The organism is Winogradskyella sp., assembly GCF_028282165.1.
Classification (GTDB): domain Bacteria; phylum Bacteroidota; class Bacteroidia; order Flavobacteriales; family Flavobacteriaceae; genus Winogradskyella.
Window position 1 is genome coordinate 1 of the sequence record NZ_JANQIM010000047.1, and the last position, 14,581, is coordinate 14,581.

Genomic DNA, 14,581 nt, shown 5'->3' on the forward strand with positions numbered 1-14,581 from the left:
AAATATCTTGCTCTGGCTCATAAACATCCTCACGACCACCTGCAAAACCAAATGTTGGGAATCCCATCGACTCTAATGCTACATTTCCTGCAAGAATCATTAAATCGGCCCAAGAAATCTTATTGCCATACTTTTTCTTTACAGGCCACAACAGTAAACGTGCTTTATCTAAGTTACCATTATCTGGCCAACTATTAAGTGGTGCAAAACGATGTGTTCCTGTACCAGCACCTCCGCGTCCGTCACCCACTCTGTAAGTTCCGGCACTATGCCAAGCCATACGAATCATCAATCCACCATAATGCCCATAATCTGCTGGCCACCAGTCTTGAGAATCGGTCATTAAATGCGTGAGGTCTTTTTTAAGCGCATCATAATCAATACTATTGAATGCTTCTGCATAATCAAAGTCTTCACCCATTGGGTCATTCTTTGGTGCATGTTGCCTCAAAATATTTAACTTCAATTCATTTGGCCACCAATCGCGATTTTGGGTTCCACCACCTGCCGATTTCTTCTGAGTTCCACTTAAAAACGGGCATTTGCTAGCATCACTACTATTAATGTTGTAATTTCCTTTATTGTCCATATTTTTTAGTTTTTGGAGAGTTGATTTTTACTTGTTTAAAAGTATAAAATTAATGACCAGAGACTAAAATACAGACATACTATATGTTTATTTTTCTATAGATTTTATCTATTGTTAATTTATTTAGAATAATTACAAATAATGGTAATGTTGTTGAACTGTTTAATTTTTAGCATGATATCAATTAATTTTAACTTAAAAGCTTAAACACTTTTGTTAAATTTTTGTATCTAAAACTGAGTAAGCTTAATTTTATGAAAAAAGAAAAAATGCTATTGAAAAAGACTAACATTGAGAACAAGCTGAATGCGTTGAAACGTAAAGGCTATTCAGAAGAAAAGATTATAGATGAAGTAAAAGCTATCCTTAATGATGATGATAAAAAAGATGAGCTAATTCTAAAAACTTTATCTAGCAATAACAATTCCGATCATAATAATTTTATTTTCGACTTATTAGAGACTGATCGGATTTATCATATAAGCCAAATTAAAAAGACATGTGTTAACTACAGATTACGCTTTTTAGACACAAAGCTTTTTAAAGGTGAATTACCCTATGAAGCCATATCTAAAATAAAACAGCTCGAAAAAGAGCACAATACCAATCTCAAAGGATTTAAAATTATAGCGCCAGCTAAACTTTTTAAACTTGAGCATTATGACGATCCGCTTCTTTTTGCACCAATTGGTAATGGTTATTATTATTTGATTCATAAATGGGGAAATGACCTCAGTCCATACAGGAAGCTTCTGATGTGGCCAGTGAGAGATTTTGAAAACTTTGTTTTTTGTATGTTTATTTTAAGTATTGTGCTAACAGCTGCAATCCGAGAGGGTGTTTTTTCTAATAAGGCTACAGCAGCCAATGCCGGAATCGTGTTCCTTTTTGTATTTAAATCTGTTGTTGCTGCAGTGATGTACTACGGTTATTTATCTGGAAAAAACTTTAGTGCTGCTATTTGGGACAGCAAATATTATAACACTTAATCAGAAAAGGCCATACAATACGTATGACCTTTTTTAGTGTAATCATTTTATCAATTTCATTCCCAATATCAATCATTCGATTCTTCTGCATTGATCAGGTAAGGTGTTTTACCATCTGTGATAATGACTTTACTGTTGGCAGACTTTGCCAATTCCATAAAGGCTTCTATGCTTCGTATTTGTATAATTGCTGGAGTTAACCCTACGGACAAGATTTTTTGAGCGTCACGCACACCTTCAGCTTCGATTATTTTTCTTTCTGCCTCTAATCGTTCTTGCTGTAAGATGAATTCCATACGCATGGCATCTTGTTCTGCTTGTAATTTTTGCTCAATAGACGAGGATAGACCTCTAGGCAACTGAATACTCTTCATGAGCACCGCTTCTATCACAATACCTTGACTGTTTAAATTCTCTGCCATTTTCACCTGAATGGCCTCTTCAATATCGGAACGTCGACCAGAGTGCATATCCTTAGCAAAAAACTTAGAACACACATCTGCTGATGCAGATCTAAAAACACTAGTAATAACGGCGGTATAATTTGGTCCAATATTTTCTAATATATATGACACTTTATCTACTTCTAATCTATAAAGTATGGATATCTCAGACTCTACACTCAAGCCTTCCTTACTGGGCAGATTTAATAAAAGTTCAAGATTATTGGTTTGAATCGATTCTTTTATGACTCTTGTAGTAAATGGATTAAAGAAAATGGTGCCTTGCGTAGTGACTTCTGTGTCTAATTTTCCAAGTTTTTGTCTAATTCCTGCTTCACCTGGTCTCACAACAGCACAACTTGTAGTTAATACAACCGATAATAGTAATAATAATAGTTTTGTCCTCATAGCAATAAATTTTTGTCGTTTTATAAAGATAATTCTTACTTGGATATTATTTGCATTAACAATTCTTATGGATATTATAAGCGAGAACTTAAAATGGTATTTAATATTCTGTATATCAATTATTTATTTTTTAAATCGAAAAACGTATGTTTAGAAAACTTTAACAGCGCGAAAGTTTTCACATCCCATATTTTCTAGGTATTCGAACAAATTATCCAATTATAATTTTGTAAATTAAAGCTTTAAATACATAACATATGAGCACTTCAGAATATACAAAAGTTTATTACGGTAATTTTATTATAGTAACACGTCTAAAGAATGCGCTAGAACACATAGGCATTGTTCCCATCATTAAAGATGAGGGCGAGTCCCAACGCTTAGCTGGATATGGCTCCATGAATCAAGGTTACCAAGAGGTCTTTGTACATAATGATGAATTGGATAAAGCTAGTGCCATTGTAGAACAGATTAAGGCTGAAATGGAGGCATAGTATAAGAGTTCAAAATAAATAATTTATCAAATATTGAAATAGGTTTTGTAGGCTTCAAACTATCATCACTTTTGTTGGGTTTAATCATACCTTTGCTGATTTTTAGCTATAATTATTTTACCCGAAAGAGATGACAACTTATAGGTCGATTTTAGAAAAAGAAAACATCAATTTTAAGTCAAACGGTTTTGAATGTTCAAAAATTAAATATGGTTCGTTTACAAATGGAACTGACACCATAGTCAGGTTTATTGAGAAGGGTAAAAATTATGAATTAACAAAGTCGTTAGGCATTGAAACACTAATGAGAATAAAATGGATGGACAGTTGTTCTTATGTCAAGCTTAATAGCAACAATAGCGTTTACGAGTATATTAGATTAGGTAACTTTGAAAGCGAGCAACATTATATCCACAGTAAACCAGGTGACTATCACAGTATCACCGATGAATCCTATGAAATGATTATAAAAATAATTAAGCCGTCACAGCATACATCTTTTCACGCTGTTCCTTGATCTTTTTATCATTCATATATTCATCAAAAGTCATGTAGCGGTCAATAACGCCGTTTGGAGTGAGCTCAATAATGCGGTTACCTACAGTTTGTGCAAACTCGTGGTCGTGCGTGGTTAACAACACAGTTCCTTTAAAGTTTTTTAAGGCATTATTGAAAGCAGTGATACTTTCTAAATCCAAATGGTTAGTTGGTTCATCTACCATTACCACATTGGCTCTCATCATCATCATACGGCTCAACATACAACGTACTTTTTCACCTCCAGATAAGACATCTGCAGTTTTCAAGGCTTCTTCTCCACTAAATATCATTTTCCCAAGAAACCCTCTTATGTAAACTTCTTCGCGTTCTTCTTCGGTTGTGGCCCATTGACGCAACCAATCTACCAGCGTTAGTTTGTTTTCGAAATATTCGCTATTATCTAATGGCAAGTAAGATTGTGTAGTTGTTACGCCCCAAGCATACTTTCCTGCATCTGCCTTCTCTTTTCCGTTAATGATCTGATAGAAGGCGGTAGTCGCTCTCGAATCTTTAGAATACAACACTACCTTGTCGCCTTTTGCCAAATTGATATCGACACCTTTAAAAAGAACTTCGCCATCCAAACTTGCCGAAAGCCCCTCAATATTTAAAATCTGATCGCCTGCTTCACGCTCGCGCTCAAAAATAATAGCTGGATAACGACGACTACTTGGTTTTATATCTGCAATGTTCAATTTATCTATCATCTTTTTTCTACTGGTTGCTTGTTTTGATTTTGCAACATTAGCAGAGAAACGACGTATAAATTCTTCTAATTCTTTCTTCTTTTCTTCGGCTTTTTTGTTTTGCTGTGCACGTTGTTTAGCGGCTAACTGAGAAGACTCGTACCAAAAGGTATAGTTACCAGAATAATGATTTATTTTTCCAAAATCGATATCCGAAATATGGGTACAAACGGCATCTAAAAAGTGTCTATCGTGAGACACTACAATAACACAATTGTCATAATTTGCTAAGAAATTCTCTAACCAAGAAATGGTCTCGTAGTCTAGGTCGTTAGTAGGCTCGTCCATAATTAAAACATCAGGATTTCCAAATAGAGCCTGTGCTAATAACACTCTAACCTTTTGTTTACCATCTAAATCTCCCATCAAAGTGTAGTGTAAATCTTCCTTGATACCTAAATTAGAAAGCATGGCTGCGGCATCACTATCTGCATTCCATCCATTCATTTCTTCAAACTGTACTTGAAGTTCTCCTATTTTTTCCGCATTCTCGTCCGTATAATCAGCATAGAGGGCATCGATTTGAGATTTTAACTCGTATAATGGTCTATTTCCCTTTAATACGGTTTCTAAAACCGTATCCTCATCGTTTTTATTATGGTTCTGTTCTAGTACAGACATGCGCTTACCAGGTTCTAAATGTACATGACCTGAGGTAGGGTCCATTTTACCGGATAAAATCTTTAAAAAAGTAGATTTTCCGGCACCATTTGCGCCAATAATTCCATAACAATTACCATTATTAAATGTGGTATTCACCTCATCAAAAAGCACACGTTTACCGAATTGAACCGAAAGATTAGAAACTGATAACATTTTATAGGTTTTATTTTTTCGGCAAAAGTAGAAAATTAAAGCGATTGGGCGAAATAAATAGGCAGGATAACAAGATTTAACTAGGTATTAACAAGACTTCAAAAATGCAACTTATATTTTTGCTTACTAACTATTGTTGAATTGCGCATGTTGATTAGATACATCATATGTTCTTTTGCCCTCTTATCCATAACTTTTGGATGCAAAGTGAATACAGGCAGCGAAGGTGACCATGCTTACATTGGCGGAGAAATTATAAATCCGAAAAATGAAAGCGTTGTACTCTACAATACTGAAGGCTTAGTTGTGGATTCTTTGACCTTAGATGTAAACAATAGATTTATATACAAGATAAAAGACTTACAGCCTGGCTTATACTCTTTTACTCACGGTGGTGAATACCAATTGGTTCTCTTGGAACCAAACGATAGTGTTATGTTTAGACTAAACACTTACGACTTCGATGAGTCCCTGGTGTTTACTGGTGTTGGCGCCAGAAAGAACAATTATCTTATTGAGACTTATCTGTCTAATGAACGTGAAGAAAAAAAACTAATGAGGTATGCCAAAATGGAGCCTGAACAGTTCAATGAATTTATTGAAGAACGGCGATCTAGAGAATTGGATAAGTTTCACGATTTTATAAAAGACAAACAAGAGTCCGAACTTTTTAAGTCCATCATAGAAGCCAATATTAACTATAACTCTTTTGCTGATAAAGAAATTTATCCTTTCGCCTATTTTGGCAATAACAAACTTATACATATTAAAGACCTGCCCGAAGACTTTTATGCGCACAGAAGTATTATAGATAAAAACGCTGTTAATTTAAGTCATTTGTATTCTTACAATCGCTTCTTGTTTTTTTACATCGATAACCTTGCTGCTCATGTTTATTATGATAGCAACCCCTATCACAGTAAATTTGATAGGCATACCATGCACTACAATAAGTCAAAATTAGATTTAATTGATAGCATTATATCTGATGAAAGCTTAAAGAACAGTCTTCTAAAATATAAGACCAGAGATTATGTAAGCCATAACCATACCGAGTCAGATGCTAATGAAATGCTCAATTATTTTCTATCTAAAAGCACCAATGAAGAAGATAAGGAAAGTATGAAAGAGTTGGTGTTTTCTTTAAAATTACTAAGACAAGGGAATCCTATTCCTAATTTGCCGATCATTAATTATGACAACTCAGAGCAAAATTTAAATGCAATCATAGAAAGACCGACCATTATTTACTTCTGGTCTTCTAACTCAAAGATGCAGTACAGAAACAGTCATTACAAAGTAAAGAGTTTGAAATACGAATTTCCAGGTGTAGATTTTGTGTCAATAAACCTTAATAGCAACGATGACAAATCCTGGAAAGGCATCATAAACAATTACGATTTCCCTAAGGATAATGAATATAAGTTTAAATATCCTAAAGAAGCAAGAAAAGTATTGGCGGTGAACTATTTAAATAAGGCCATCATAGTTAACGAAAACGCTATGATATTGCATCCTAACGTTAATATTTTTAAATCGGACTTTACCGAAATGCTAGGTAGTCTTTTACAAAAAAAACACCTTATCGCTAAACAATAAGGTGCTTAAATAGTATTTAGGTTTTAATTTAATTCCCTTTGTTATAATCAGCCAAGAATTTTTCTAATCCTATATCCGTTAGAGGATGGTTTAGTAATCCTATAATAGACTTTAGAGGTCCAGTCATAACATCTGCGCCTAATTTTGCACAATCAATAACATGCATGGTGTGTCTTACCGAAGCTGCCAAAATCTTCGTATCAAAGGCATAATTGTCATAAATATGACGTATTTCTGCAATTAAGTTTAGCCCGTCTGTTGAAACATCATCTAAACGACCAATAAATGGTGACACATAAGTTGCGCCTGCTTTAGCAGCCAATAATGCTTGGCCTGGCGAAAATACCAAGGTTACGTTTGTTTTTATTCCCTTATCGGAAAAATACTTACAAGCTTTTACACCATCTTTTATCATTGGTAATTTAATCACGATTTGGTCGTGCAACTCTGCCAACACTTCTCCTTCCCTAACCATACCTTCAAAATCAGTAGAGATAACTTCTGCCGAAACATCACCATCAACAATGTTACATATATCTACATAGTGCTTCATAATATTATCTACTCCTGTAATACCCTCTTTTGCCATGAGTGATGGGTTAGTCGTTACACCATCTAAAATACCCATATCTTGGGCTTCTTTAATCTGATCTAAATTGGCTGTGTCTATAAAAAATTCCATAGTAAGCTTGTTTTATTTTCCCTCTACAGAGAATCTATTTACTTGTGTTTTAATTGTCGCGAATGTACAACTAATCAACAGGAGGACTTTAAAGAAATCCCTAAAATATATTAACAACTTACTAAAAGATGAGGAATGGTTTATTCTACTATTAGAAGGAAAGTCTTAGAGGTACTATAATTGCATAACTCTCTGGAGTCATCATCAAAACCATTTCTGAAGGGGCCCTCAACATCTAGATCAATCGTTATTCTATTAATACCAGTTTCTAAAGGTGTCCCTTCAATACTTATTGTTCTATAGCTTACAAAATAATCTAAACCCTCTGGTAAGCCTCGAACATGAAAATAGTAATCATAGTCATCATCTCTTGGCTCATTTTCAATTTCTACAGTAAGATCAACATAATAAAACGACTCTGTTGACGCAATGGGAAATTCTTTATCAGGAATTGAGGGCTCGCGAGCAATTAAACAATCAAAAAAATCCTCGCATCCAAATAGAAAAAAACAGAATAAAAAAGGTAAAATTCTTAGAGACCTCATAATCGCGGATTTAGAATATATACCTCAAATAATGTACCAAAAACAACTACAGCTTATAATGGTTCATCAACAATTTTTCATAAACCTTATCTGGAAGAATCCGCTTTAAAACAATCGAGAATTTTTGCATAAATGCACCGACTTTATAATGAATCTTTGGGGACTTAGTACGTATAATTCTATAAACTGACTCCGCCATTTCTTTAGGGTCGTTTCCGTCATCAACATGCGCATCCATCATCTTTAACGAATTTCCGTACTTTTCTTCATAGGGAGAACCTTCTAAAACTGGTGCATGGTAACGACCTGCAGCAATATTTGTTGCAAAATCACCTGGTGCCACGTTGGTCATTTCAATATTAAAATCCTTTAATTCCATTCTAAAGGCTTCGGTGATTAATTCAAGAGCTCCCTTACTAGCACTGTACACACCTCTATATGGTAATCCCATATAACCTGCAATTGAGGTAATATTTATTATTAAACCTGAATTTTGTTGCCGCATCGTCGGCAATACAGCCTTAATGACGTTGATCGGTCCAAAAAAATTGGTTTCAAAGTTACGTTTTATCTCTGCATCGGGAATTTCTTCTATCGGTCCAGTAATACCAGCCCCGGCATTATTGATTAAAATATCTATTCTAGATGCTTTCTCTAGTAGTTCTGCAACACAGTTAGAAATGGTTTCTGGCTTAGTTACATCTAAAGCTAAAATAGGAAACTCACTATCAGGATAGTTTTTAGGATTACGACTTGTTCCATAGACCTTGAAACCTTTGGCTTGGAGAAATTCTCCAATGGATTTTCCGATTCCAGATGATCCTCCTGTAATTAAAACAACTTTAGACATGATGCACAATAAATAACAAACTTCAAACTCTAAATTCCAAAATAACTAAAATTAATCTTTCCAAAAAATTGTTTGAGTAAGAAGTCTTTTTCTTTGGAAAGAATTTAGGATAGGTCATAAAAAAAGGCAAGCTACCTACATCACACCGCTACGACCGCGTACCTTTGCTACGTTCCCGTCCTGGAGGATTAAGCAGGAGCTGGTTGTGTAGGACTTGCCGGCTGCAAAGATACAACCTTTTAAAACTTTTACAACCATTTAAGCAATCATTTTTAAACTGAATTATATTTAATAACTTGCCAAAAATCTTTAGAAATCCATGCACTTGTATAAATATTTAATATTCTGCTTTTTAGGGTTAAGTCTAATCAATTGTGGCAATACAAATACCTCCGAACAAACAGGCTTAGCCATTGACACTAAAGTAAAATCTCTTTTGTTGGGGGATACCTTAGACCTATCTATAATCAATCCTAAAAAACTAAATATCACTAAGGTAAGTTATCAAATAGATGGGCAACCTATAGAAAAAAATGCAGTTCTTAATAACACTACACTAGGCGTAAAAACCCTCACAGCTACTGTAACTTATGATGACAAAACGGAAACACTTACCAAATCTATAACAATTTACAACAACAAAATCCCTTCTATCTACACTTATGACATTGTAAACACCTATCCTCACGATATTACATCTTACACCCAAGGTTTAGAGTTTTATAATGGTGAATTATATGAGAGTACTGGTCAGTATAAAGAATCGAAATTAAGAAAAGTGAATTTTGAAACAGGTGAAATTTTAAAAAATATTAATCTCAATGATAATTTTTTTGGTGAAGGGTTAACCATTTTAGATGATAAATTATACCAATTGACCTGGAAAGCCAAACGAGGTTTTATATATGATATTAATTCTTTTGAAAAACTGAGTACATTTAACTACGGAAAGAGTAAAGAAGGCTGGGGAATTTGCAATGATGGAAACACCTTATATAAGTCTGACGGCACTGAAAGGATTTGGCTACTAAATCCTGAAAATCTTACGGAAAAAGGCCATATCGAAGTATATACCGAAAAAGGTAAGATCCCTAGCTTAAATGAATTGGAATGGATAAACGGCAAAATTTTCGCTAACATCTATCAACGCAACGGTGTTGTTATTATAGATCCTAAAACAGGAGGTGTAGAAGGTGTTATTGACTTTAAACCTTTACTAAAACATGTAAAACAACACGATCGATTAGATGTACTCAACGGTATTGCCTATCATCCAGAACGCAAAACCATTTTCGTCACTGGTAAGAATTGGGATAAGCTTTTTGAAGTAACCATAAAAAAGCAGTAGTAGACCTTGCAAACTTTCGAGAAAACTATTACCGTATCAAACGAAGACCTGGACCAACTCAACCACGTCAACAATGTACGCTATGTACAATGGGTACAAGATATGGCTGAAGCACATTGGCTTCAAAATACGACTAAAACCATTTTAGATAAGTACTTTTGGGTATTGGTGAGCCATCATATCGATTATAAAAATCAAGCTGTTTTGGGTGATGTCTTAAAACTCAAGACCTATGTGTCCAAATCCGAAGGGTTATTCTCATTTCGACAAGTTGAGATCTATAATACCTTCAATGACAAACTTATTGTAGCATCCGAAACCAAATGGTGTTTGATAAGTGCAGCAAGCAAACGACCTACCAGAATTACGCCAGAAATCATAGCATTATTTGAATAAGCCATACAAAACCTAGACTAGTTGCTTTAGACTAGCTCGACGAAGCAAAGCGTTGATGAGTTAACAATAATTTAGGTTAAAGTTTTTTTAATAGGCAAAGCTGTTTCATTTTAATCTACGTTCTTTAGGCCACTGATCAATCACCATGAAACACTTATTCTTTATTATAGGTCTGTTATCTATTAACAGTCTTGTTTTTGGACAAACGCTTGAAGGTAAAGTGTATAATTCTAAATCGGTAGTAAAGGATATTAAAGTCTTAAACAAAACCCAAAACAGACTTACAGTCACTGATAAAGACGGTAATTTCAGTATTCCTGCAAAAGTGAACGACACCATTTCATTTCAGTCCTTATTTTACCGTCCTAAAGAAGTGGTTTTAGATCAAACCCATTTTAATTCTATTAATGTTTTTGAAATAGAGGAAATTGTAAGTGAATTGGATGAAGTTAATATTAAAGCAGAACCCGAACAACCTGTTTTTGAAGAAGAAACCTTTAATGAAGACCTTCAAAATTTAATTAAAGAAGACATTAAACGCAATCCGCACCTTTATCAACCTCCTGGTGCAACTTATGGCGTAGACTTCATCTATCTTATTGGGCAAGTCGCAAAGCTTTTTAAGCGAAAACGACCTAAAGCCCCAACTTACAAATCCCTAACCTATACACAAATAGATTCTTTATTTAGTAAAAGCACATTCTTTAACAAACGTTTGGTTACGGAAGATTTAAATATTCCAGAAGATAAAACAAAACTGTTTTTTGATTTTTGTGAAGCCAAGGGCATAAGTTCAGAATTATTGAAAGATGAAAAAAAGATGATGCTGTTAGAACAATTGGTTGTAAATAGCCAATTGTTCTTAATCCTGCTCGAAGAATATGGTGAAGAGAAGACAACAAAAGATTAGCCTGTCATTCTTACGCCAGCTTGTTGCCATAACTTTAACTACTTAGGTGAAACCTGCAAGCAGAGGTACAATGTAGAAACAAATATGTTTCACATTACACTTCGACTGCGCTCAGTGTGACATAATCCTTTAATTAATACAAATACATAATAATTCATAACTTCAAAAGTTATATTTTAGAGCCAAAATATATTTATCTTTTATGAAGCGATTACTAGCGTTCTTTATTTGTTTAGGAATCATCGTGTTTTGGAGTTCTTGCCGTGAGGATTTTGAATTCTCACCGAGTACAGGAAACCTACAATTTGAAAGAGATACCATTTACCTAGATACTGTGTTTACAAATATCGGTTCTAGTACCTATAACCTTAAGGTTTACAACCGAAGTGATGATGACATCGTCATCCCTACCATTCAGCTAGAAAATGGAACAAGCTCATTTTATAGAATGAATGTTGATGGTACCACTGGACTAGAAGGAGCACAAGAAGGAAAGTTTTTCGAAAATATTGAACTTCTGGCTAATGATAGCTTATTCATATTTATTGAAACAACCATAGACATAGAAACACTTTCAAACTCAGATACACAGTTTTTATATACAGACCGTATCCTGTTTGATTCGGGCAACAATCAACAAGATGTGGATTTGGTGACTTTAGTTAAAGATGCTATTTTCATATTTGCAGACAGAGATGAGGACACCAATATTATTGAAACCTTAACTTTTGATGTGGATGGGGACGGCACACCTGATGAAACAACATTACAAGGACGTTTCCTCGAAAATGATGAGCTTACCTTTACTAACGAAAAACCCTATGTTATTTACGGCTATGCTGGTGTTGGCGCTGGACAAACCTTGACAATGGAACCTGGTGCTAGAGTGCATTTTCATGCTGACTCCGGAATTATAGTCACTCAAGGCGGTTCACTGAACATCAATGGCGCATTAAGTACAGATCAAGATGTCTTAGAGAACGAAGTCATCCTGGAAGGTGATCGCTTAGAACCTGCTTTCTCAGAGGTTCCTGGTCAATGGGGAACAATCTGGTTATTTAGTGGCAGCGAAAATAATACGATCAACTATGCAACTATAAAAAATGCAACCATTGGCATACTTTCAGAAGGTAATCAAGATGCTACAAATGATAAATTGACCATAACCAATTCACAGATTTACAATTCTAGTGCTTTCGGAATATTAGGTAGGGCCACATCCATTTTAGCAGAAAATCTAGTCATTAATAGAACAGGACAATCCTCTTTTGCAGGTACTTTTGGTGGAAAATACAATTTTACGCATTGTACCATTGCTAATTATTGGAACAATAGTTTTAGGGATTTCCCATCCCTTTTACTAAATGATTTTATTGTCGATGAAAACAATACCATTTTCACTAATGACTTAACCGAAGCCAACTTCACTAATTGTATTATTTATGGCAATGATAATCCCGAATTTTTATTAGAAAATGAAGGAAATACTTTCAACTATAAATTTACCAATTGTTTGCTTCGTTTCGATAATGAAACTCTAAGTGGTACAGGAAATTATATGTTTAATGATACTGTATTCTATGAGAATAACGTATTCAATACAGATCCCAGGTTTGAAGACCCTTTTGAAAATCTTATGCGAATCGGAGAAGATTCTGGCGCAAATGGTATAGCTCTACCTTTAATCCCTTCAGGTTTTGATTTACTCAGTAATCCAAGGGATAACATAGAACCAGATGCCGGTGCTTATGAAAGTATTACTTTAGAGGATTAGGTAACTAATTGAAATATTATTACTGTTTCTCTAAAAAACGATCTGTAGGTATTATTATGAATATTATCGTCAATGCTTAAGCATTGAACAAAGGTCTGCCGCCCATTAATTCATTTACTTTTTCAGCAACACCTTCTAAAACGGTTTCATTATCATGATTGTTGATGACCTCGTCAATTAAATCTACAATATAACTCATGTCGTTTTCTTTAAGACCTCTTGTGGTAATCGCTGGTGTACCAATTCTAATTCCAGACGTTACAAAAGGCGACTCTGTATCAAATGGCACCATGTTTTTATTGACCGTAATATCAGCCTTAACTAAGGCATTCTCAGCGTCTTTCCCTGTGATATTTTTGTTACGTAAATCGATCAGCATCATATGGTTGTCCGTTCCACCAGAGATTAAGTGATAATCCTTGGCGACAAAAGCTTTTGCCATAGCATCGGCATTGTGCTTAACTCTTAGCATGTAATGCATAAATTCGTCCGTTAAAGCTTCACCAAAGGCAATGGCCTTGGCAGCAATGACGTGTTCTAAAGGACCACCTTGATTACCAGGAAAAACACCAGAATCTAATAATCCAGACATCTTGCGAAGCTTTCCACTTTTTAAGGTAATGCCAAACGGATTATCTATATTCTCACCCATTAGTATCATGCCGCCTCTAGGTCCTCTCAACGTTTTGTGCGTGGTAGTAGTTACAACATGACAGTGCGGCATCGGATCATTGAGAATACCCTTTGCTATTAATCCAGCTGGATGCGAAATATCCGCTAGTAAAATAGCACCAACATTATCGGCAACTTCCCTAAACTTAGCAAAGTCCATATCACGAGAATAGGCAGATGCACCAGCAATGATCAATTTAGGGCGTTCTTTTTCGGCAACATCAGATAACATGTCATAATCAATATAACCTGTATCTTTTTTTACACCATAAAATGTAGGACGATATAATTTCCCTGAAAAATTAACCGAAGAACCATGAGTAAGGTGTCCACCATGTGATAAATCGAATCCTAAAATAGTATCACCTGGCTTAAGGCAAGCATGAAATACAGCAGTATTGGCTTGGCTACCTGAATGTGGCTGAACATTGGCATAAGCGGCACCAAACAAGGCTTTTGCTCTATCTATGGCAACACGTTCAACTTCGTCTACAACTTCACAACCACCATAATAACGCTTCCCAGGATAACCCTCCGCATACTTGTTTGTAAGGACAGAGCCTGTAGCTTCCATAACTTGGTCACTAGCAAAATTTTCTGAAGCGATTAATTCTATACCTTCCAATTGGCGTTCTCTTTCAGCATCTATAAGTTCAAAGATTTGTTCGTCGCGTTGCATAAATTATCTCTATAGTTAAATGAGCATCAAAAATACTAAAACATTAGTTTTAATATTAAAAATTATGTAGGTTTGAATAGAAATTAATGAACATTTAATCA

Annotated in this window: 14 protein-coding genes and 1 other RNA gene; 7 read left to right on the plus strand and 8 right to left on the minus strand. The window is 34.9% G+C overall.

What is annotated here, in order from left to right; translation table 11 throughout:
* Positions 1 to 589 (minus strand): peroxidase family protein (locus Q0972_RS17215; RefSeq protein WP_367182414.1); only part of this gene is annotated, 589 nt, incomplete at its 3' end.
* A 254-nt stretch (positions 590 to 843) separates the two neighbouring features.
* Here Q0972_RS17215 and Q0972_RS17220 point away from each other — a divergent pair.
* A complete protein-coding gene (locus Q0972_RS17220) occupies positions 844 to 1,578 on the plus strand; it encodes a hypothetical protein (RefSeq protein WP_299368396.1) in 735 nt (244 codons plus the stop codon).
* A gap of 68 nt (positions 1,579 to 1,646) precedes the next feature.
* On the opposite strand, the gene Q0972_RS17225 is transcribed toward Q0972_RS17220, so the two are convergent.
* Complete coding sequence (locus tag Q0972_RS17225) at positions 1,647 to 2,429, minus strand: prohibitin family protein (protein ID WP_299368399.1); 783 nt, start codon at positions 2,427 to 2,429, stop codon at positions 1,647 to 1,649.
* A gap of 257 nt (positions 2,430 to 2,686) precedes the next feature.
* On the opposite strand from Q0972_RS17225, the gene Q0972_RS17230 reads away from it, so the two are divergent.
* Positions 2,687 to 2,923 (plus strand): DUF2007 domain-containing protein, encoded by a 237-nt coding sequence (locus tag Q0972_RS17230; RefSeq protein ID WP_299368402.1) that lies wholly within the window; start codon positions 2,687 to 2,689, stop codon positions 2,921 to 2,923.
* Between the two features lie 476 nt (positions 2,924 to 3,399).
* Here the strand turns inward: Q0972_RS17230 and Q0972_RS17235 are convergent, their stop codons facing one another.
* Positions 3,400 to 5,025 carry an ABC-F family ATP-binding cassette domain-containing protein gene (locus tag Q0972_RS17235; RefSeq protein WP_299368405.1) on the minus strand — a complete coding sequence of 542 codons (1,626 nt, stop codon included), beginning with the start codon at positions 5,023 to 5,025 and terminating at the stop codon, positions 3,400 to 3,402.
* A gap of 207 nt (positions 5,026 to 5,232) precedes the next feature.
* Here Q0972_RS17235 and Q0972_RS17240 point away from each other — a divergent pair, with 207 nt between their 5' ends.
* Positions 5,233 to 6,624: a hypothetical protein gene (locus Q0972_RS17240; RefSeq protein WP_299368407.1), complete on the plus strand. Its 1,392-nt coding sequence runs from the start codon at positions 5,233 to 5,235 to the stop codon at positions 6,622 to 6,624.
* A gap of 28 nt (positions 6,625 to 6,652) precedes the next feature.
* Here Q0972_RS17240 and fsa read toward each other — a convergent pair whose 3' ends face one another.
* From fsa to ffs, 4 genes are all read right to left on the minus strand, one after another.
* Positions 6,653 to 7,306, minus strand: coding sequence for a fructose-6-phosphate aldolase (fsa, locus tag Q0972_RS17245; protein WP_299368410.1), 654 nt, complete (start codon positions 7,304 to 7,306; stop codon positions 6,653 to 6,655).
* Positions 7,307 to 7,446: 140 nt separating this feature from the next.
* Complete coding sequence (locus Q0972_RS17250; RefSeq protein WP_299368413.1) at positions 7,447 to 7,851, minus strand: hypothetical protein; 405 nt, start codon at positions 7,849 to 7,851, stop codon at positions 7,447 to 7,449.
* A 46-nt stretch (positions 7,852 to 7,897) separates the two neighbouring features.
* Positions 7,898 to 8,701 carry an SDR family oxidoreductase gene (locus tag Q0972_RS17255; protein ID WP_299368416.1) on the minus strand — a complete coding sequence of 268 codons (804 nt, stop codon included), beginning with the start codon at positions 8,699 to 8,701 and terminating at the stop codon, positions 7,898 to 7,900.
* Positions 8,702 to 8,822: 121 nt separating this feature from the next.
* An RNA gene (ffs, locus tag Q0972_RS17260) (signal recognition particle sRNA small type) lies at positions 8,823 to 8,921 on the minus strand.
* Positions 8,922 to 9,020: 99 nt separating this feature from the next.
* Here ffs and Q0972_RS17265 point away from each other — a divergent pair.
* The 4 genes from Q0972_RS17265 (at position 9,021) to Q0972_RS17280 (ending at position 13,129) form a co-directional block, all read left to right on the plus strand.
* Positions 9,021 to 10,049, plus strand: a complete 1,029-nt coding sequence (locus Q0972_RS17265; RefSeq protein ID WP_299368419.1) for a glutaminyl-peptide cyclotransferase — start codon at positions 9,021 to 9,023, stop codon at positions 10,047 to 10,049.
* A gap of 6 nt (positions 10,050 to 10,055) precedes the next feature.
* The gene (locus Q0972_RS17270; protein ID WP_299368421.1) at positions 10,056 to 10,445 is read left to right on the plus strand and encodes a thioesterase family protein; all 390 of its coding nucleotides are present in this window, start codon (positions 10,056 to 10,058) and stop codon (positions 10,443 to 10,445) included.
* 145 nt (positions 10,446 to 10,590) lie between these two features.
* The gene (locus Q0972_RS17275; RefSeq protein WP_299368424.1) at positions 10,591 to 11,355 is read left to right on the plus strand and encodes a hypothetical protein; all 765 of its coding nucleotides are present in this window, start codon (positions 10,591 to 10,593) and stop codon (positions 11,353 to 11,355) included.
* Between the two features lie 202 nt (positions 11,356 to 11,557).
* Entirely contained in the window at positions 11,558 to 13,129 is a 1,572-nt protein-coding gene (locus Q0972_RS17280) for a right-handed parallel beta-helix repeat-containing protein (protein WP_299368427.1), read from the plus strand.
* A gap of 76 nt (positions 13,130 to 13,205) precedes the next feature.
* Here Q0972_RS17280 and glyA read toward each other — a convergent pair whose 3' ends face one another.
* Positions 13,206 to 14,480: a serine hydroxymethyltransferase gene (gene glyA / locus Q0972_RS17285; RefSeq protein ID WP_299368430.1), complete on the minus strand. Its 1,275-nt coding sequence runs from the start codon at positions 14,478 to 14,480 to the stop codon at positions 13,206 to 13,208.
* Between the last annotated feature and the right edge of the window lie 101 nt (positions 14,481 to 14,581).

Coding starts and splice junctions, on each gene's coding strand:
- fsa (WP_299368410.1), bottom strand. CDS start 7,306: ATGGAATTTTTTATAGACACAGCCAATTTAGATCAGATTAAAGAAGCC.
- Q0972_RS17255 (WP_299368416.1), bottom strand. CDS start 8,701: ATGTCTAAAGTTGTTTTAATTACAGGAGGATCATCTGGAATCGGAAAA.
- Q0972_RS17225 (WP_299368399.1), bottom strand. CDS start 2,429: ATGAGGACAAAACTATTATTATTACTATTATCGGTTGTATTAACTACA.
- Q0972_RS17230 (WP_299368402.1), top strand. CDS start 2,687: ATGAGCACTTCAGAATATACAAAAGTTTATTACGGTAATTTTATTATA.
- Q0972_RS17265 (WP_299368419.1), top strand. CDS start 9,021: ATGCACTTGTATAAATATTTAATATTCTGCTTTTTAGGGTTAAGTCTA.
- Q0972_RS17235 (WP_299368405.1), bottom strand. CDS start 5,025: ATGTTATCAGTTTCTAATCTTTCGGTTCAATTCGGTAAACGTGTGCTT.
- Q0972_RS17275 (WP_299368424.1), top strand. CDS start 10,591: ATGAAACACTTATTCTTTATTATAGGTCTGTTATCTATTAACAGTCTT.
- Q0972_RS17250 (WP_299368413.1), bottom strand. CDS start 7,851: ATGAGGTCTCTAAGAATTTTACCTTTTTTATTCTGTTTTTTTCTATTT.
- glyA (WP_299368430.1), bottom strand. CDS start 14,480: ATGCAACGCGACGAACAAATCTTTGAACTTATAGATGCTGAAAGAGAA.
- Q0972_RS17220 (WP_299368396.1), top strand. CDS start 844: ATGAAAAAAGAAAAAATGCTATTGAAAAAGACTAACATTGAGAACAAG.
- Q0972_RS17280 (WP_299368427.1), top strand. CDS start 11,558: ATGAAGCGATTACTAGCGTTCTTTATTTGTTTAGGAATCATCGTGTTT.